The 18554-nt window shown below is 63.6% G+C and carries 16 protein-coding genes; 3 read left to right on the forward strand and 13 right to left on the reverse strand.

Features of this window, described 5'->3' with window-relative positions:
* The first annotated feature begins 194 nt into the window (after positions 1–194).
* Complete coding sequence (locus NP503_RS23605; protein ID WP_127327917.1) at positions 195–1031, forward strand: IclR family transcriptional regulator; 837 nt, start codon at positions 195–197, stop codon at positions 1029–1031.
* A gap of 505 nt (positions 1032–1536) precedes the next feature.
* Here NP503_RS23605 and NP503_RS23610 read toward each other — a convergent pair.
* From NP503_RS23610 to NP503_RS23640, 7 genes are read right to left on the reverse strand one after another with little or no spacing between them, the layout of a single operon-like run.
* Positions 1537–2427, reverse strand: coding sequence for a hydroxymethylglutaryl-CoA lyase (locus tag NP503_RS23610; protein WP_127270803.1), 891 nt, complete (start codon positions 2425–2427; stop codon positions 1537–1539).
* Positions 2411–3925: a sugar ABC transporter ATP-binding protein gene (locus tag NP503_RS23615; protein ID WP_127270801.1), complete on the reverse strand. Its 1515-nt coding sequence runs from the start codon at positions 3923–3925 to the stop codon at positions 2411–2413. Before NP503_RS23615 ends, NP503_RS23610 begins: the two co-directional genes overlap by 17 nt.
* The gene (locus NP503_RS23620; protein WP_127301983.1) at positions 3918–5024 is read right to left on the reverse strand and encodes a strictosidine synthase; all 1107 of its coding nucleotides are present in this window, start codon (positions 5022–5024) and stop codon (positions 3918–3920) included. The genes NP503_RS23615 and NP503_RS23620 overlap by 8 nt, the downstream gene beginning before the upstream one ends.
* Entirely contained in the window at positions 5024–7138 is a 2115-nt protein-coding gene (locus NP503_RS23625) for an SMP-30/gluconolactonase/LRE family protein (RefSeq protein WP_127301982.1), read from the reverse strand. Before NP503_RS23625 ends, NP503_RS23620 begins: the two co-directional genes overlap by 1 nt.
* Positions 7139–7151: 13 nt before the next feature.
* On the reverse strand, positions 7152–8168 hold the full coding sequence (locus tag NP503_RS23630) for a sugar ABC transporter substrate-binding protein (RefSeq protein WP_164749005.1): 1017 nt from the start codon (positions 8166–8168) through the stop codon (positions 7152–7154).
* 37 nt (positions 8169–8205) lie between these two features.
* The gene (locus NP503_RS23635; protein ID WP_127270346.1) at positions 8206–9213 is read right to left on the reverse strand and encodes an ABC transporter permease; all 1008 of its coding nucleotides are present in this window, start codon (positions 9211–9213) and stop codon (positions 8206–8208) included.
* A gap of 3 nt (positions 9214–9216) precedes the next feature.
* A complete protein-coding gene (locus tag NP503_RS23640; RefSeq protein ID WP_127270358.1) occupies positions 9217–10536 on the reverse strand; it encodes a hydroxymethylglutaryl-CoA reductase, degradative in 1320 nt (439 codons plus the stop codon).
* Positions 10537–10678: 142 nt separating this feature from the next.
* Between NP503_RS23640 and NP503_RS23645 the strand changes: the two genes are divergently transcribed.
* Positions 10679–12055, forward strand: coding sequence for a PLP-dependent aminotransferase family protein (locus NP503_RS23645; protein ID WP_127268216.1), 1377 nt, complete (start codon positions 10679–10681; stop codon positions 12053–12055).
* Between the two features lie 44 nt (positions 12056–12099).
* Here the strand turns inward: NP503_RS23645 and NP503_RS23650 are convergent, their stop codons facing one another.
* Together NP503_RS23650 and NP503_RS23655 are read right to left on the reverse strand one after the other, a co-directional pair.
* On the reverse strand, positions 12100–12411 hold the full coding sequence (locus tag NP503_RS23650; RefSeq protein ID WP_127268215.1) for a DUF736 domain-containing protein: 312 nt from the start codon (positions 12409–12411) through the stop codon (positions 12100–12102).
* A gap of 728 nt (positions 12412–13139) precedes the next feature.
* Positions 13140–13562 carry a helix-turn-helix domain-containing protein gene (locus NP503_RS23655; protein WP_127268214.1) on the reverse strand — a complete coding sequence of 141 codons (423 nt, stop codon included), beginning with the start codon at positions 13560–13562 and terminating at the stop codon, positions 13140–13142.
* A gap of 95 nt (positions 13563–13657) precedes the next feature.
* Between NP503_RS23655 and NP503_RS23660 the strand changes: the two genes are divergently transcribed.
* Positions 13658–14386 (forward strand): SDR family NAD(P)-dependent oxidoreductase, encoded by a 729-nt coding sequence (locus NP503_RS23660; protein ID WP_127268213.1) that lies wholly within the window; start codon positions 13658–13660, stop codon positions 14384–14386.
* A 122-nt stretch (positions 14387–14508) separates the two neighbouring features.
* Here NP503_RS23660 and NP503_RS23665 read toward each other — a convergent pair whose 3' ends face one another.
* The 4 genes from NP503_RS23665 to NP503_RS23680 are packed head-to-tail and all read right to left on the reverse strand — an operon-like array spanning position 14509 to position 18554.
* A complete protein-coding gene (locus tag NP503_RS23665; protein WP_164749006.1) occupies positions 14509–15642 on the reverse strand; it encodes a succinylglutamate desuccinylase/aspartoacylase family protein in 1134 nt (377 codons plus the stop codon).
* Positions 15632–16648 (reverse strand): ABC transporter ATP-binding protein, encoded by a 1017-nt coding sequence (locus tag NP503_RS23670; protein ID WP_127268211.1) that lies wholly within the window; start codon positions 16646–16648, stop codon positions 15632–15634. The genes NP503_RS23665 and NP503_RS23670 overlap by 11 nt, the downstream gene beginning before the upstream one ends.
* The gene (locus tag NP503_RS23675; protein WP_127268210.1) at positions 16645–17664 is read right to left on the reverse strand and encodes an ABC transporter ATP-binding protein; all 1020 of its coding nucleotides are present in this window, start codon (positions 17662–17664) and stop codon (positions 16645–16647) included. Before NP503_RS23675 ends, NP503_RS23670 begins: the two co-directional genes overlap by 4 nt.
* Positions 17661–18554 (reverse strand): ABC transporter permease, encoded by an 894-nt coding sequence (locus NP503_RS23680; RefSeq protein ID WP_236383062.1) that lies wholly within the window; start codon positions 18552–18554, stop codon positions 17661–17663. Before NP503_RS23680 ends, NP503_RS23675 begins: the two co-directional genes overlap by 4 nt.

Consider the following 18554-nt stretch of genomic DNA (forward strand, 5'->3'; position numbering starts at 1 on the left):
CGGTATTATTCGTGAGGAGGTTTCGGGTTCGGGTTACCTAGCGGAGCCCGACAGCCGAGGGCGTGCGGCCGTTCGGCTATTCTACGGAGCCCCTCGGACTCGAGGCGCGGCGGGATAACGAGAGACCGACCTTGCCCCTCACGTCTGTTTTGAACGATAACCTTCTTGCAGTCGCAATTGTCAGATCGGCGTAGGTGCCCTTGAATACGAAATCGAAGAAGCCGAGCGCCAAGGACAGTCCCCTCGAGCGCTACATCTCGATCATGGAAACGGTCGCGCCGTTCGAGCATGGCTTGACGGCGATCGAGCTCGAAACGACGCTTGGACTGCCCAAAACCACGATCAACAGGCTGCTGCATGCCTTGATCGAAAGCGGGATGATCACCGCCGAGAGCGTTCGCAATCGGACATACCGCCTCGGCGATCGCTTGCTGCAGCTGCTACAGATGTCTCCGGATAGCGGCTGGCTGACGACGCTCGCGCAGCGACCGCTTCAGGATTTGGCCGACCGCACCGGCCAGTCGGCGTTCCTGTCGAAGTTCGACGGTACCGAGGTGCGCTCGGTCACCTGCGTCGCGCCCGACACTCCGGTCCGGACCTATGTCATGCCGGGTATGGCCATGCCTGTAAATGCGACCGCTTCGGCCAAGGCGATCCTTGCGTTTCATCCGCAGGAGACCGTGAACAGGATCCTGGCGACCGAGCTGCGCAGCTATACCGATCGGACTAAAACGAAGATCGCGGAGTTGACCAGGGAATTGGCGGAGGTTCGGCAGCAGGGCTATGCCATGGACCTGGCCGAGCATGTTCCGGGCCTGGGCTCGATCGCATTTCCGATAAGGCCGACGAGCGGTGAGGTGATGTACGCGGTGGGACTTACGGGACCCTACGGTCAGATCATAGAGCAAAACTTCAAGCAGCATTGCTCGGCGCTCGCAGAAGCCGCCCAGCGCATGGCAAAGCTGGCGCAGATGCACGCCTACAACGGATCGGCTTTGGCCGCAAAGAGTGCTGCAGCGGATCAGCGATAGGTCGGTGCTGAGAGGCCGGTCATCGCGCGAAGAGATGTTGCGCTTTGAACCTGTAGTTCGCGATATGTTCTCGACGGAAGTGAATGTCCGGCTCCATCCCTCTGAGAACCACCCAATAGAAACCTTGGAGGCTCGCCCATTGCATTCAGAGTAGCTGCTCGGATGGCAGATAATCTACATCGACCACCAGCGCGATTTCGTCGGCGTGAAGCTGTCGACCTGGCCGAAAGCGATCAATCAGTCGATGCGGATCGACATACAGAACCTGATGGGAACGATCGCCGACACTCTCCATTCGGTGTGAAGGCGATCGGGGCATTGGTACTGACGTTAACAACAAGGGCGGCACGCGCGCCAAAAATTCGATGCCTCGTCAAATTTTGCTAAAGCCGAGCGGGCAGCCAAGGCAGCAATATATAGCTCGTGTCGCATTTTCCGAGACGCCAGCCCCGAAGATCGGGACGGCACTGATTTCAGGCAAACTTGCTGCGGGGTTGTCGTGGTTTTATGGCTCGGCGAAAAACTTACCCTCGGCAAGCATGGTTTCGATGCCGGCCAGCAATTCGCGATTTATGCCGGTGGAAATCCCTTTCGACGCAAGGTGCGCCACCAGCGCGCCGCTGCGAAGATTGCCGGCCGCACCGGGCGCGTAGGGACAGCCGCCTAGCCCGCCGGCAGCGGCATCGAACACCCTGAGCCCGAGGTCCCAGGCGGTATCGACGTTGGCGAGCGCCAGGCCGCCGGTGTCGTGGAAATGCCCGGCCAGCCGCGCAGCCTCTGCTTCTTCGAGGGTTGCCAGCACCATGGCATGCACGCGCTCGGGTGTCGCCCTGCCGATCGTGTCGGCAACGGCGATTTCGGCGCAGCCGAGATCGCGCAGGCGCGCGACGACTCTCGCGGCCGCGCCGGGTTCGATCGGGCCTTCATAGGGACAATCGACGGCACAGGAGACATAGCCCCGCACCGGCAAGGAATGCTCGGCGGCCAGCGCGATCACTGGCACAAAACGAGCCAGCCCTTCCTCGATGGTACAATTGGTGTTTCGTTTCGAAAACGTCTCGGAGGCGCTGGTGAAGACCGCGAGTTCCTGCGCGCCGGCCGAGATCGCGGCCCGCGCACCTTGCTCGTTGGGCACCAGCGCGGACAGCATAAGCCCCGGGCGCCGCACAGCGCGCCGCATGACCTCATCATGATCGGCCATCTGCGGCACCCATTTCGGCGAGACGAAAGCCGTCGCCTCGATGCGGGCGAAGCCGCAATCGGCCAGCATGCCGATCAGGCGCAGCTTCTGCCCGGTCGAGACCAGCCGCTTTTCGTTCTGCAGGCCGTCGCGCGGACCGACTTCGACGATCGTGGCCTGCCGATCCTCACCGGGCGATTCAATGGACGGCGGCATACATGATCTTTTCTTCGGAGGCCTCGTCGATGGTCATCTCCTCGACGATACGGCCCTGGCGCGCCACCAGTATGCGGTCCGACAGATTGAGGATTTCAGGCAGATAGGACGAGATAACGACGACGGCCGCGCCCGCATCGGCAAGCCGCTCGATAATCTGATGGATCTCGGCGATGGCGCCGACATCGACGCCACGCGTCGGCTCGTCGAAGATGATCAGCGACGGCGCCTGGATTAGCGATTTGGCGATGACCACTTTCTGCTGATTGCCGCCGGAAAGCTCGACCACCCGAGCATTGGCGCCGATCGTGCGGACCTTCATCGTCTCGATCCATTCGGCCGATTGCCGGCGCGCTTCGCCAAGGCCGATTACCGAGACCGGATTGGAGCCCTTGGCCAGCTTGCCGAGGAATACGTTCTGGGCGATGTCCATCGTATCGAATAGGCCGTCGAGCTTGCGGTCCTCGGTGATATAGGCGACGCCGCGCCGCACGGCCTGCCGTGGCACGCGGAAGTGCACCACCTCGCCGCGCAGCGTGATGCGGCCACCATGGAAGAAGTCACGCTTCAAAACGCCCGCCGCGATCTTCATCATTTCGGTGCGGCCGGCACCGACCAGGCCGAACAGCCCGGTCACCTGGCCGGCAAAGACCGACAGCGTGGCGCTGCGCACCGCCTTACCCATCGAGACGTTCTCGAGCGCCAGCACCTTTTCGCCCGGGCGGCGCGCGACGCGTTTGGCGGCATCGTCGCCATAGAGCGTATCGGTCAGTTGCCGGCCAACCATCGCCTGGACGATTTTCTCGCGGGTGAGATTGCGCGCATCGTCGGTGACGATCAGCGCGCCGTCGCGCAGCACGCTGATGCGGTCGGCGATCGACAGCGCTTCTTCCAGCGCGTGTGAAATGAAGATGATGGAAGCGCCCTCGCCTTTCAGCCGCTCGACCAGGGCGAAGAAGTGCTGCTTTTCCTCCGGCGTCAGCGTCGCCGTCGGCTCGTCGAAGATGAAGATGCGGGCCTTGTGGTGAACCGCGCGGGCGATCTCGACCATCTGCTTCTTGGCGGCGCCGAGCGTTGACACCAGCGCGGTCGGCTCGACATGGAAGTTCAGCCGCTGCAGATGCTGCTGCGCCTTGATGTTGATGCCGCGCAACCGGTTGAAGAAGCTCTCTTCGCCGAGGAAGATGTTCTGGGCGACATTCATCGACGGGATGAGATTGGTTTCCTGGAACACCATGGCGATGCCGTGCTTCATGGCATCGGCGGGCGAGGAAAAGCCAACCGGTTTGCCGTCAATCAGCATCTCGCCCGACGTCAGCGGATAGAGGCCGGCCAGCACCTTGGTCAACGTCGACTTCCCCGCACCGTTCTCGCCGAGCAGCGCATGGACCTCGCCTTGCCGCAGCGTGAAATCGACGTCGCGCACCGCCGCGTTGCCGGCGAACGCCTTGGTGGCCTTGCGGAACCGGACGATCTCGGTCGCGTGGGGATCAGCCATGCCGGGCTCCACCGGATGTCGTGCCGGGCAGGCGCAGCAGCGTGCCGGAGCCGCGCGATGCGGCGTAGACGCTGCCGCCATGCTCACAGACGGAGGTGACGCCATGCATGCTGCCGTCGGCGCGGCTGTGCCAGCTTTCGCTGGGCCGGCCGCTGTCGTCGCAGCGCGCGACGAGGCCGTAGGAGCGCGATGGCGCCCACGGCTTCAGCACGCCCATCTGCCGGACCGAGCCCTGGCTCAGCGGCTGGTCCGGCCGCGCCGATCCGGCGAGTTCCGGCCCGATCCATTCGCCGGGATCGATCGTCGCCATCATCTCGCGGCGATAATCGTCCTCGCGCAGCACCAGTTCGAGAAGCTGGCGGCGCGGCGCGAACAGCGCCATCCAGAAGCCGCCATCGGAAGCGGGTGACAGGCGCGACGGATAGGCGGGCAGATTTTCCAGGATCGCCACCGGATGCGGTAATTTCGGATCAAGGGCGACGATACGATGGCGCCAGCTTTCGCTGATCGCCAGACGGCCGTTGCCGAGCATGACCGCGCCGTTGGGAAATGCCAATCCGGCTGCAAGCTCACGCTGGGAGCCGCTGTCCGGATCGATGGCGAGCACGACGCCGCTGCTGCCGCCCTCCATCAGATCGCGCTTCCAGTCGCGCGCCGGATGCTTGCGCGAGCCGACACACAGGTAGAGCGAGCCATCCACGGTAAAGACCCCGGCGGTGAGGCAGGACGCCACGCCGCCTGGCAAGCCGATGCGCCTCCAGGTGCCCGGCTGCCCGATTTGCAGGCCCTCACCCTCGATGCCGACGGCAAGGCGGCCATCGGGCGCGGATGCGACAAAGCTGATCGGCGCCGCGAACTCCGCTATTGCGACCGCCGAAGCGCCCGCTCTCCCAAGGTCGATCCGAAAGAGCGTGTTGCCGCTGCTGCACAGCAGTCTCGCTGGCGACGCAACGAGATTGTCGATGGCGGGAAGCGACAGCAGCCGCTCCGCCTCTTCCAGACGGTTGTCCGGTTTGAAGACGCCGTCCATGGCCGGCACGCTGATGCCGGCATCATCAGCCGAAAACAGCCGGCGGACGAACGTGCCTAACCCCGCCATCAGCGCTTCCCCCAGTAATCGTCATGCGCCGTCCATTGCGGATCGGCGCCTTCGATGCGAACGCGGCCGATGCGGTTGTTGGAGACGCCGCCCAGATAGAGCCAGCCCTTGTGCTCGCAGGTCGAGGTGATCGAGGGATGGTTTTCGCCGGCCTCGTCCCACAACGCGTCGATGATCTCGCCGGTTTCCGACACGCGCAGCACGCAGCCGCGATTGATGTTGGGGAACAGCCATTCGTCGGCGGCGATCCGCTTGGCCATGCGGCGGCGAAAACCCGGCTTGCGCATGGCGAGATCGAAGGTTCTGGTGCGCATGCCGAGCAGCGCGATCCAGTAGGTTCCGTCGGAGCCGCGGTTGAGATTGTCGGGATAGCCTGGCAAATTGTCGAGGAAGATTTCACGCTTGCCCTTGTCCGGTCCGTCGAACCAGTAGCGGCTGATGCGGCACGCCCATGTCTCGGCAAAGAGCAGCGACTGGCCGTCGCGGCAAATGGTGACGCCGTTGGGAAAGATCAGGCCGCGCAATATGGTGCGGGTCGAGCCGGTCCTCGGATCGTGGCAGATCAGCCGGCCGTTGCCCCTGCCCTCCAGCGCATCGACCGCCCATTCAGACATTTCGTAGCGGATCGTCGCTTCGCTGAAGAAGATGCGCCCGTCCGGCGCGATGTCGAGATCGTCGGGAAGCCGCAGCCGCGAATCGTCGATCACCGACAGCAGGCTGCGATTGGTTTCGTCGGTGACCTTCGCCACCGTCCCGTCCGGCGAGACGCGGTAGACGCCCATGCCGCCGATGCAGGTGAGCAGGTCGCCGTTCGGCGCGAAGGCCAGCCCCAGCGGATGACCGCCGATACGGGCGAAGACCTCGCTGCGCGCATAGTCGGGCGCGAGGAAACGGACGATCGTACCGTGCCGCGTACCGGTATAGAGATTGTCGTCGCGGTCGAGGACGACGTCCTCGGGACCTTCGACCGCGCCAAGCCCTATGAGCTCCGCCGCGCCAAGCCTGTCATTGACGGCAAGCACGTCGGTTCCGGTCGGCGGCGTCAAATTCGGCAGCTTCAGATAGGTCGGCGAGACATAGACTTTGCTCAACAGCTTGCCGCGGTTCTTCACCCATTTGGCGTCGAACAGCACGGCGGCGATCAGCACCAGACCGAGGATCAGCTGGTTGACCGAGCCGGGCATCGACAGGCGGATGAGGCCGCTGGTCAGGATCAGCACCAGGATGGAGCCGATCACCGCATTGCCGACCGAACCGCGGCCGCCACCCAGCGAAACGCCGCCAAGCACCACGGCGGTCAATACGGAAATCTCCAGCCCTATGCCGGTGTCGGCGCCGGTGCTGCCGAGCCGGGCGGAAAACAGAAAGGCAGCGATCGCGGTCAGCAGGCCCGATGCGACATAGGCGAGGCAAACCGTCAGCTTGACGTTGATGCCGGCATTGTAGGCGGAGCGGCGCGCACCGCCGACGGCGCGCAACCGCCATCCTGGCCTTAGCCTTGACAGGACGATATGCGCGCCAAGGGCGATGACGGCGAAAATGGCGAAGGAGACGGGCAGGCCGTAGAAGGTGCCGAAGCCGATCAGGTCCCAGGTCGGGGAGACCGGCATCGAGCCGACGATCGCGCTGGCAAGCCGGGGAAAGATGATGTCGTAGAGCGCCCGGTAGATGACCAGTGTCACCAGAGTGGTGATGAAGGCGCGCAGCCTGAGATAGCCGATCAGCACCCCGTTGAGCAGCCCGCAGACGAGGCCCGTGGCTAGCGTCGCGATCAATGCCACGCCGACCGGCAGGCCGGCAACGTTCATCGATACCAGGGCGGCAAGCACGCATAGCGCGAACATCGAGCCGACCGAGAGGTCGATGCCGCCCGAGAGGATGACGATGGTGAGCGCCAGTGCGATCAGGCCGAATTCCGACACCTGGCGGGCGAGATCGGTAAGGTTGCCGACCGAGAAATAGCCAGGGATGATCCACGTCATGACGAGGATCGTGACCACCAGCGCCAATGCCGGAATGACGTTGTCGATCCAGCTCTTGGTCAGCAATTCGCCGAACAGGCGGTCCGGCAAAAGCCGGTACCGCAGCCGTGAAAGCGCATCGCTGGTGGCCATAAGTCAGGATTCCCTACTTCAGATCGTCCAGCGTCCAGCAATTGCGCTGGTTGACGTTGGCCTTGGTGATCTGCGTCAGCGGATTGAAATAGAGCGTCTTGGTCTCGCCGGCGGTACCGTCGGAGAGCAGCAGCCTTGCGATCTCCGCATTCAGGATTTCGCCCTGCAGCGGCACGTTGTAGCTGATGTAGAGATTGAACAGGCCCTTCTCGACATTCTCGCAGCCGACCCTGTTGCCGCCGCCGCTTGTGACGAGGAAGACCTGGTCGCCCTTGCCGGCCTGCTGGATCGCAGACGCCGTGCCGGTGTCCTGATTGTCCCAGATGCCGATGGCGCCGCAAAGATCCGGATGCTGTTGCAGCACGGTCTCCATGATCGAGCGCGCCTTTTCCGGATTGTATTCGGTGGCCTGCTGCGAAACGACCTGGATGTCGGGATGCTGGTTCAAGACACGGTAGATGCCGTCGAGTTGGAACACGTCGGATGCCGCCGTCGGCACGCCGGTGTCGATAGCGACCTTGGTCGAAGCACCCTTGCCGGGGCTGCATTTGTCGACCACGGCCTGCGCCGCCTGTTCGCCGATCTCGGTCCAGTCGGCGCCGACATACGAATCGGTCTGGGTGTTCGATTCCAGGTTGATCTGCACAACTTTGATGCCGGCGGCCTGCGCCTGAGCCAGCAACCGGGCGTAGGACTGGATGTCGGGATTGTGCGCGACGATCAGGTCCGGCTTCTCGCTGATCAGCGACTGCAGCGCGCGGGTTCCCGCGTCGGTGCTCCAGGCGGGGTCGCGGATCTCGAAATCATACTTGAGGCGCTTGGCCTGCTGGCGCATCACCGCCGCCCAGCCTTCGGTCAGGTCGAAACCCATCGACAGCGGCAGGAAGACGACCTTCTTGCCTTCCAGCGTCTTGTGGAACGTCGTCGAGCGCGGATTTTCCAGGCCCTTGTCCTGGGCGCTGGCGGTGACGATACCGGCAAGCGCGATGCAGGCCGCGGCCAGCCACTTTGTCGTTTTCAGAAGTCGCATGGTTTCCTCCCATTGCATTTTGGCGTTGAAATTGGTGTCAGAGATCCCCTTGCTGGGACGTCTGCTCGTCGCGTGGGTTGACGAGCGAGTCGATGACGATGGCCAGAAGCAGGACCACGCCCTTGACCAGGTTCTGGATCGTGTAGGCGATGTTCATGATCGTCATGCCGTTGAGCAGGATGCCGACGAAGATCGTGCCCAGAATGACGTTGCGAACCTTGCCGTGGCCGCCATTCAGGCCGATGCCGCCCAACACGACGACCAGAAGGATGTCGTAGATCATCGTCGAATTGAAAAGCCGGGCGTTGATCGCCGACGCCGACGAGGCAAGCACCAGCCCGGCGCCGTAGGCGATCAGCGCGCTGATCGCATATTGCGCGACGATCATCGGCCGGTTGGAAATGCCGGTGATCCTGGCGGCGCCCGGATTGTTGCCCATGGCATAGGTCTGCCAGCCGAACCGCGTGCGGCTGAGCACCAGATGCAGCGCCAGGCAAAGCATGGCAAAGACCACCACCGTCACCGGGACGCCGAGGATGCGGCCCTGCCCGATCAGCGAGAACCATTCGGCGCCTGGCGGCACATTCTGCATCTCCAGCGTGAAGAAGAAGGTTCGGCCAAGGCCGTAGATGACGGAGCCGGCGGCAAGCGTCGCGAAGATCGGCGCGACCTCGCCGAAAGCGATCAGCATCCCGATCAGCACGCCGGCGACCACCGCGAACAGCGCGCCGATCAGCAGCGCGAATTCCAGCGAATAGCCCGAGCGGGCGATCACGAAGGCCCAGGACACCGACACCACCATCGTTGCGATCATCGAGACATCGATGCCCCTGGCGATGACGACCAGCGCCATTCCCAGCGCCAGGATGCCGAGAATCGAGACGCTTCTGATCAGGGCTAGGATGTTGCCGGGGCTGAAGAAGGACGGCAGCAGCAACGAGAACAGCACGAAGGCCAGCACCGCCAGCACCAGCACGATGCCTTCCTGGCTTTTGAGCAGGCTGGAAAGCCGAGCCTGATTTCCGCGTGCGGCTGCCTCGCTCACCGCTCAGGCCTCCTCTTTGCCCAGTCTGAGCAGGATTTCCCTGGCGCGATCGACGCGCACATCGTGATCCGCCGCAAGTTCCTTTGCCACCGCATCGATATTCGCGCCGCTCGCGCCCGCCACGATGGCTATGTTGCGGGCATGCAGCGCCATGTGTCCACGCTGGATGCCTTCGGTTGCCAGCGCCCTGAGCGCCGCCATGTTCTGCGCCAGCCCGACCGCGACGGTGACCTCGGCAAGCTCTTGCGCCGTGGTCACGCCGAGGAGTTTCAGCGCTGCGCGCGCGGCCGGGTGCGTCTTGGTGGCGCCGCCGACCATGCCCAGCGCCATCGGCATTTCCAGCGTCCCCACGAGGTTTCCGGCGGCGTCGATCTCCCAGCGGCTCAACGACGTATAACGGCCGCCGCGCGCCGCCCAGGCGTGGGCGCCGGCCTCGATCGCCCGCCAGTCGTTGCCGGTCGCGACGACGACTGGATCGATGCCGTTCATGATGCCCTTATTGTGCGTGGCCGCGCGGTAAGGATCGACGATCGCCAGCGAACAGGCCTCGACGATGCCGGCAACGATACGCTCGCCGGTGAACTCCTTCGTCGCCAGTGCCTTCGGCGTCAGCCGCACCCGCGCCCGCGCCAGCCTGAGGTCGGCCAGGTTGGAGAGGATGCGCAGCCGGACGGTGCCACCCGAAATGCGCTCGATCATCGGTGCGACTGCCTCGGCCATGGTATTGACCGTGTTGGCGCCCATCGCGTCGCGCACGTCGACGAGCAGATGCAGCACCACCATCGGTCCGACTTGCGTCTCCTCGAACACCTGCACTTCAATCTCGCGGCAGCCGCCGCCGAGGCCGATCAGCACCCGGTCCTTCTCGTTGGCGGCGGCGATGATCTGGTCGCGGGCGGACAGCAGCCTGGCGCGTGCGCCGTGCGGATCGGACAGACCGAGTATCTGCACCTGTGCCCGCATGATCGGTGCGGTGCTCGATGTCTCGAAGCCGCCGCAACCGCGGGCGATGCGCGCCATGTAGGAGGCGGCGGCGACCACCGACGGCTCTTCCACCGCCATCGGGATGAGGTAATCGCGACCGTTGATGGTGAAGTTGGTGGCGACGCCGAGCGGAATCTCGAAGGTGCCGACCACATTCTCGATCATGCCGTTGGCGAGATCGAGCGGCAGGACGCCGCCGCGCAAGGCATCGCGATCCGCCTGCCCAAGACGAGCGGCGTCGCCGACCGTCGCCAGGCGATCGGCCGGCGACAGGTCGCGGAATTTCTCGATGCGGGAATTCAGCCGCGGCTCGACACCGCTGTCCTGGACAGCCACCATCACGATCGCCTCCCTGCGAATGCTTGTCGTTGAGGCAGCTATCGTTTAACTGATACCATCTATCAAGGTACAGCTACAGGAAACAGCGACAAACTGTACCAGTCCATATCAGGGCACGCAGCCCATCGGAGGATGTTCTGGGATGACGCGCGCCGAGGCCGTGGCGGCAGAGATCAGAAGGCGCATCGAGACCGGCTCGATTACCGTCGGCGCCAAGCTTCCGTCGATACGCAAGGCCGCCGAGCAATTCGACGTTTCCAAGAACACCATCGTCGATGCCTATGACCGGCTGGTATCCGCGGGCATCGCGTTTTCGCGGCCCGGCGCCGGCTTCATGGTCGCCGAGCGTCGCCGGCAGACGCCGAGCGAGCGTCCCCGCCATGTCGCGGAAGCGGTCGACATCGCCTCGCTGCTCAATGCGCAGTTGGAGGAGAGCTTTTCGATCCGCGTCGGTGACGGGCGGCCGCCCGCCTCATGGATGGAGGAATCGGAAGTGCGCCGCCATCTCGGGCTGCTCGGCCGGCACCAGAGGTCCAGCAGTGACGGCTATGGTTCGGCGATGGGCCTGCCGGCGCTGCGCGAGCGCCTCGCCTTCGACCTCATGGAGCGCGAGGTGCAGGCGAGCCCGGACCAGATCCTGCTGACATTCGGCGCCAACCACGCACTGGACCTGATCATACGCCGCTTCCTCGTCGCCGGCGATACCGTGCTGGTCGACGACCCCGGCTACTACCCGCTTTTCGCCAAGCTGAAGCTGGCGCAGATCCGCATGATCGGCGTGAAGCGGACGCCGACCGGTCCGGACCTCGACGATCTCGCCGGCAAGGCCGAGCGCGAGCGTCCGAAGCTGTTCTTCACACAATCGCTTGCGCACAATCCAACCGGCAGCTCGACCAACCTGCCGACGGCTCACTCGATCCTGACGATCGCCGCGCGCTGCGACATGCTGGTGGTCGAGGACGACCCGTTCGTCGACCTGCCGACGGTCCGTGGCGTTGGCCTTGCGCCTCTCGACCAGTTGCGGAACGTCATCTGCGTGCGCACCTTTGCCAAGACGTTGTCGGCCAGCCTGCGCTGCGGCTATATCGCCGCGCGCCCCGACCTTATCGCTTCCCTTGCCGAGTTGAAGATGCTGACGACAGTCAACAGCTCAGGACACATTGAGCGGTTGATCCATGGATTGATCAGTGAAGGTCACTATCGGCGCCACCTCAAGCGTTTGGCGCAGCGTGTGCAGCAGGCCACCGAGACGGTCGTTCCCCGCCTTCAGAAGATGGGTCTTAAGCTCTTTGCCGAGCCGACAGGTGGATACTACGTCTATCTGGAGCTTCCCGAGTATGTCGATGACATCGCCCTCGCCCGGGAAGGCGCTCGCCAGGGGATTTTTATCGCACCTGGTACCGTGTTTTCGCCGGAGCGCCAACCTGCCAAGGCAGGCATCCGCGTCAACATCGCCTGGGCCTCGGATCCTCATTTTTTTGACTTCATGCTGGCAGAGCTTAGGCATCGGCGGACTTGAACAGGACAAAGCCCCGCCTTGCGGCGGGCTTAGTGCTTGACGGATCACTCCGCGGCGCGTCGTGACCAGATGAGCGAGAAGTCGCCCCCGGTGTCGGTCTCGACCAAGCTCGCGTAGATCGGAGCGGGGAAGCTGGGATCGTCGAGCTTGACGAAGTGGTAGTCGCGGCTCTCGCGCGAGGTCTTCTTCCAGGGCCGTCCCGAACTCGGGGCGCCAGCGAAAATGCGGAAGTCGGGTCTCTTTTCATTGTCGCCATCGACCGGAGAGAACGTCACAGTCTTGACGTTGAGGTTGAGGGTCTTGACCGAACCGGAGAAGCCGTTCGCGGTGCGCGAGAATGTGCCGACCGTAGCCATCGTGGTGGTTCCTTCTGTTTTTCTCGGGCCGCACCCATCTCTCGATGGTGGTCGTGAGGCCGGAGACGATCGGTCTGCATCCCGAAGGGGCTGAAACGAAGTAACGGCGGCGCGAGGCTTTCTTGGGCCGCCGAGGAATGGACGCGCAGCGACCAGGGGAAGAGAACGCAGCGACGTCGTTACGGGAAGACGATCGAGCCGAAGCGAAGGCGGTCTTCAGTCAGACCCAATCCATTCGAGGACGCCGTGGGCGTAGCTTGGACAGAATACGCGGAAGGAATGCCACAGTGGCTAAGATCAGTCCCGGCCACTGTCGCTTGCTCCGCTGCGCTTCTCTATTTCGGTCAAGGACGCTTCCTCCCGCCCGTGGGCGGTGTTGGTCCCACTTCACCCGGTGAAGAAGGGACGTCCGATTTCTCTAATCTTTGGGCTGAATCGTCATCAGCGGTCGATGGGAGAGAATGGACGCCGCCAGATTAGGCGCGGCACGCACGGGGTCGTAGAAGTCCATGCGCCATAATAGTAATTTCCTCATTCTGGGGAGTAGTTGTTTGGCTCGATCAGCCGCAGGTAAACTCAGAGCGACAGGATGCGAAACCGGCAGTTGCCGTGTAAGGTCAGGCCTTAACTTGGGGGAGAACTGAATGCGAACGGCTGTTACCTTGGCGTTCCTGGCCTTTATCAGGGTGTCGTCAGAGCAATAGAAGCCTGCCTGGCCGGGGACGTGATCAGTCTCGAACGCGGTCGTATTCGTCTTGCGCGCGCTCGAGTTCCGGCCCGTAGGTCATCGACCATTCGTAAAGCGCCTCGAACGGTTGCCGAAGGGAGTGGCCGAGCGAAGTGATCGTGTATTCGACACCGACCGGCGTCGTCGTCGTCAGCACTTCACGGCGAATGAGACCGTTACGTTCCAGACGCTTCAGCGCATCGGCGAGCGCCTTGTGCGTGATGCCGTCCAGGCGCCGCATGATCTCGTTGAATCTCGACGGCCTAGTGCACAGAACGGTCAGAATCAGGACCGACCACTTGTTGGCGATCTGCTCAAGTGCCGGCCGCGCCTTTTGCACATCTATCAACGCCTCGACGGACACGGGCTTAGGACGACGGGGTGGGCTGACCTTGACGGGCAAGTCTTCAGTCACGGCGGACATAGGTATACTCCTCGATATCTGCTCTAGTTGTAGTGCGTAATTGACCGTAGGTATAGAGCATATATCTTGAGCCATCACTTTTTGATGGAGTTCACATGAGCAGATTGGCAAACAAGATCGCACTGGTTGTCGGCGGTGCCGGCGGTATCGGCGGGGCAGTTTCACAAAGGTTCGCCAGTGAGGGAGCGCAGGTCTATGCGACCAGCCGCAAGGGTGCGGACGGCGCCTTGGAAGCGGCGGGCACCGGCAGCATCCGGACGGTCCTGGCGGATGCAAGCAACAGAGCGGATCTTGAACGTGTATTCGAGCAGATCAGATCGGAACGCGGGCGTATCGACGTGCTCATTGTGAATGCCGGCCTTTCCGAATACGCCCCGCTTGAAGATATTTCGGAGGATCATTTCGACAGGACATTCGGTCTGAATGTGCGCTCTCTGGTTTTCGCAGCACAAGGTGCCGTCAACCTCATGCAGCCAGGCGGAACGATCGTGTTGATCGGCTCTATCGCAGGCGACATCGGCACCAAAGGATATGGCGTCTACGGCGCCACCAAGGCCGCTGTCCGCTCGTTCACCCGCACCTGGGCCAACGAACTTGCTCCCAAAGGCATTCGTGTCAACGTCGTCAGCCCCGGCCCGACCGATACGGCGATGATGGCCGGGGCCTCGCAACAGATTCGAGACGCGCTTTCCAGCATGATCCCTCTCGGGCGCATGGGCCGGCCTGACGAGGTGGCCGCCGCGGTTGTTTTCCTCGCCAGCGACGAGAGCAGTTTCACAACCGGCGCAGAACTGGCCGTCGATGGCGGCATGGCCCAGGTGTGACGTGCGCCTTCGACCACTGAAACCTGGACGGCCGCCGTTGCGCTCATGCCGGTCGGTGTCTCGCAGTGACAGGCATGCATGTCGTTTTCTCGAAACCGGAGCAGCTTTCGAGCGACATGTTATCAATCCTCCAGAAGATAGCCCTTGCGATGGGAAAGCGGCTCGGTGCCGGCTACCTTGGCGATGACTTGGTTGGCCGCCACCAGCTTCTTCAGTCTGCGGGTGACGACCACGCCGTCAGTACGCGCATGGACGGTGATACGGGCATCGCCGCCAATCGCAGCGGGCGCGACGATGTCGGCGATCGGCTGTCCGGACGTGACCCGCTCGCCAAGTTCGACGCGGTAGACGATGACGCCGAACGCCGGCGTGCGCACCACGTCGCAGGCGTCGAAGCCTGTGACGTCGCAGAGCGGCGGCGCGGCGGGTGCTTGACCGGCGATATAGCCGCGGCGGCGCAGCACATTCAGCAGCGCCGACGCATCTGTCGCGGCCATCTCGTCGCCGATGTCGACGAAGCCGCGCAATTCGACCGTCGCTGCCATGCAGCCGACCGGTATCAGCTTGTCGGGATACGCCGCCGCGAGCTTCAACCACGGCTCGACGCTTGCTTCGGCAAAGGTCGAGCCGCCGGAGGCGCCCTGCGAAAACACGGCACGGCAGCCGAGTTCGCCCGAGATGTCCGACAGTTCCGCCGCGATCTCCGGCCGCACGAAAAGATGCATCAGCCCTTCGTCGTCGCAATGAAGATCGAGAACGAGATCAGAATCGAAGGCTTCGCGCGCCAGCACCGTATAGAGGGAATCAACCTGTTGCCTGACACAGCGTTCGTCGAGGATTGCGCGGATCGTCTCGCGGATCAGCGCCTTGTTGGCGTCGGCATCCCTTCCCAACAGGTTTCCGAGCCGGGCGATCAATTCGGGGGCAAGGTCAGGCCAGTTGCGGTTGAAGTTGCGGCCGCTGGCAAGGTCGTAACGGCCGAGATGGTCGCCATTGACGAACTGCGCCAGGCCGAGCGGGTTGGCGTAAGGCACGACGACGATCTGGCTCCGGATTTCGCCGCGCGCATCGGCGGCGTCCAACTGCTCGACCAGATGATGTGATACCAGAAGGCCGGGCGCCTCGTCGGCGTGAAGTGCCGCGTGGATGTAGGCCTTGGGACGGGCGGCGGCGGCACCGTAGCGTATGATGCGCACACTGTGGCGGCTGCCCGGCGTGCCGTTGGAGAGAGGAATATCGAGGATTTCACGAGACATTGACGGCTCCGGCGAGCGCCCGTTCCGACAACGGGAAGTGGCAATTGAAGACATGGCGGGGGTCTTCGCGGTCGGTTGTCCGGGACGGGAATGCGCTTTTGCAGATGTCCTGCGCATAGCGGCAGCGGGTGTGGAACTCGCAGCCGGGAGGGCGCGTCATCAGGCTCGGCACTTCGCCGCTGAGCTCGATCCGGTCGAGCGCGGCGTCGGGATCGGGTTCCGGATTGGCCGACAGCAGCGCCTCCGTATAGGGGTGGCAAGGCTGCTCGAATATACGGTCGGTCGAGCCGACCTCGATGAAGCGGCCGAGATACATGATCGCCATGCGGTCGGTCATGTGGCGCACGACATTGAGATTGTGCGTGATGATGAGGATGGCGATGCCCAACTCCTGCTGCAAACGCCCAAGTAGGTTGAGAACTTCGCCCTGGACGGACACGTCCAGCCCCGCCGTCGGTTCGTCGGCGATAATAAGATCGGGCGCCAGCGCCAGCGCCCGCGCCACGCCCACCCGGCGCGCCTGGCCGCCGGAAAGCTGGTGGGGATATCGCCGCCCGAAATCCGCGGGCAGCCCAACCATCTTTAGCAGGCGCTCCACCTCGGCCGCTGGATCGCGGATGGTGATGCCGTGGATACGGAACGGCTCGATCAGCAGAGAGCGGACAGTGAGCCGCGGCGACAGCGATCCGACCGGATCCTGAAACATCATCGCCATGCGCCGAAGATGCAGCTTGCGATCCGCCGGGGCAAGACCGTTCAGCACCTGGCCGTCGAAACGTATGGAGCCGCTCGTCGGTGGACGCAGCCCCATGATGGCACGGGCAATGGTGGACTTGCCCGAACCGCTCTCGCCGACGAGACCGAGTGTCTCGCCCCTGCGGATCTCGAAAGACACTCCGCAGACGGCATCGACGAACGGGTTCTTCACGCCACTGGTGAACGCCTTCAGCTGGCTCATGGTGCGAAAGCGCACGCGAAGGTCCTCGACCGAAAGCAGCGGGCTCATGCCGGAACCGCCAGTGTGTCGTCGAGAAGATGGCAGCGCGCGCTGTGCGCTGCGCCGATTGCGCGGGGGGCGGGATTTTCATCCGCGCACCGGGCGAAGGCATGCGGGCAGCGCCGGCGGAAGATGCAGCCCGCCTGGGTACCGAGCAGGCTCGGCACCTCGCCCGGTATCGTCGGCAACTGACGGGTGCGCTTCCTGATCCGTCCCGGATCGCATTCGAGCAACGCGCGCGTATAGGGATGCCCCGGCCGGCGGAAGATATCGCGCACGGTGCCGTATTCGACCACCTCGCCCGCATACATGACCGCCACCCGGTCGCAGAATTCGGCGACAGCGCCGAGATGGTGCGAAACGAACAGGATCGAGCAGCCGATTTCCTTCTGCAGCTCTTTCAGCAGATGGATGATCTGCACCTCCAGCGTGGCATCGAGAGCAGTCGTCGGCTCATCCGCGATGAGCAGCGCCGGCTTCACCAGCAGGGCCATGGCGATGCAGATGCGCTGGCGCATGCCGCCCGAAAATTCATGCGAATAGCCGCCGATACGACTTTCGGGGTCCGGGATACCGACCCGGCGAAGCATGTCCACCGCACGCTGGCGCTTGATGCCGCGCGAACCGCCCTCGCGATGCTGGACATCGACCATCTGGCTCTCGATGCTGCGCACCGGGTTCAACGCCGTCATCGGATCCTGGAAGATCATCGACATGCGGTTGCCAAGCAGGCCGCGCCGCTCTGCCGGTGCCATGCCGAGCACGTCGCGTCCCTCGAACAGGATCGCCCCGTTCACCACCTCTGCATTCTCAGCCAGCAGCCCCATCACTGTGTAGGCGAGCGTGGATTTGCCCGAGCCGCTCTCGCCGACAATGCCGACCACCTCGCCCGCCGGCACGTCGATATGGACATCGCGCAGCGCATGTGCGCGGCCGCGCGGCGTGCCGAAATCGAGAGAGAGGCCGCGGATCGCCAGCAGTGGACTGCGGCTTGCGAGATGTCCTGCTTGGCTGCCACGGTTCATAGGTCTCTCCGAAGCTTGGGGTCGAAGATGTCGCGCAACGCCTCGCCGAGGAAGGTGAAGCCCAGAGTGGTTATGACGATAGGGATGCCACCGGCGACCACCAACCACACCGTTTTGTGGATATAACCGTAGCCGTCGCTGAGGATCGTTCCCCAGTCCGGTGTCGGCGGGCGCACACCCATGCCGAGGAAGCTCAGGCCTGCTTCCAGCGTGATGACCAGCGGCACATCCATGCTGACCAGGATCAGTAGCGGACCGATGACGTTGGGCAGCACGTGCACGGCGAGGATGCGCACGAGGCCGGCACCCATAGCGCGTTCTGCGGTGATGAATTCGCTTTCGCGCAGCGCGTGGGCCTGCGTGCGCACGACGCGCGCATAGATCGGCACCGACGTGACCGCGACGACGAAGATGACGCTGGCAAGGCTCGGTCCGAGCAGCGTCACCACCGCCAGCGCGAAGATGATGACCGGAAAGGAGCGGATGGTGTCGAAAACCAGCAGCAAAAGATTGTCCAGCCAGCGCGGGCCGAAGGCGGCGATGAGGCCGAGCACCAGCCCTAAGCTGAGCGAGGCGCTGAGCGAGACGAAGGCGACGAGCAGCGCAATCCTTCCGCCCATGACGACGCGCGAGAAAACGTCGCGGCCCAAGTGGTCGGTGCCGAGGAGAAAATCCAGGGACGGCGGCGCCAGCCGGGGACCGACCATGATCTTGATCGGATCGTAAGGTACGATCCAGGTGGCGAAGACCGCACTCGCCACCATCAGCACGACCAGCACGGCGCCCATCAGGCCGAGCGGCGACTTACGCAGTTGCAGCAGGAACATAGCGATCGCGCCCGGCGCACGGCTTTTATCCACCGTCTCGCGAATGACTTGAACTTCGGACAC

Source organism: Mesorhizobium sp. SEMIA396, from assembly GCF_024518615.1.
In the GTDB taxonomy this organism is placed as follows: Bacteria; Pseudomonadota; Alphaproteobacteria; order Rhizobiales; family Rhizobiaceae; genus Mesorhizobium.

Excerpts from the sequence above, each read along its gene's own strand:
- NP503_RS23610 (WP_127270803.1), bottom strand. The coding sequence starts at position 2,427 with ATGCCGCCGTCCATTGAATCGCCCGGTGAGGATCGGCAGGCCACGATC.
- NP503_RS23615 (WP_127270801.1), bottom strand. The coding sequence starts at position 3,925 with ATGGCTGATCCCCACGCGACCGAGATCGTCCGGTTCCGCAAGGCCACC.
- NP503_RS23620 (WP_127301983.1), bottom strand. The coding sequence starts at position 5,024 with ATGGCGGGGTTAGGCACGTTCGTCCGCCGGCTGTTTTCGGCTGATGAT.
- NP503_RS23625 (WP_127301982.1), bottom strand. The coding sequence starts at position 7,138 with ATGGCCACCAGCGATGCGCTTTCACGGCTGCGGTACCGGCTTTTGCCG.
- NP503_RS23630 (WP_164749005.1), bottom strand. The coding sequence starts at position 8,168 with ATGCGACTTCTGAAAACGACAAAGTGGCTGGCCGCGGCCTGCATCGCG.
- NP503_RS23640 (WP_127270358.1), bottom strand. The coding sequence starts at position 10,536 with ATGGTGGCTGTCCAGGACAGCGGTGTCGAGCCGCGGCTGAATTCCCGC.
- NP503_RS23645 (WP_127268216.1), top strand. The coding sequence starts at position 10,679 with ATGACGCGCGCCGAGGCCGTGGCGGCAGAGATCAGAAGGCGCATCGAG.
- NP503_RS23650 (WP_127268215.1), bottom strand. The coding sequence starts at position 12,411 with ATGGCTACGGTCGGCACATTCTCGCGCACCGCGAACGGCTTCTCCGGT.
- NP503_RS23655 (WP_127268214.1), bottom strand. The coding sequence starts at position 13,562 with ATGTCCGCCGTGACTGAAGACTTGCCCGTCAAGGTCAGCCCACCCCGT.
- NP503_RS23660 (WP_127268213.1), top strand. The coding sequence starts at position 13,658 with ATGAGCAGATTGGCAAACAAGATCGCACTGGTTGTCGGCGGTGCCGGC.
- NP503_RS23665 (WP_164749006.1), bottom strand. The coding sequence starts at position 15,642 with ATGTCTCGTGAAATCCTCGATATTCCTCTCTCCAACGGCACGCCGGGC.
- NP503_RS23670 (WP_127268211.1), bottom strand. The coding sequence starts at position 16,648 with ATGAGCCCGCTGCTTTCGGTCGAGGACCTTCGCGTGCGCTTTCGCACC.
- NP503_RS23675 (WP_127268210.1), bottom strand. The coding sequence starts at position 17,664 with ATGAACCGTGGCAGCCAAGCAGGACATCTCGCAAGCCGCAGTCCACTG.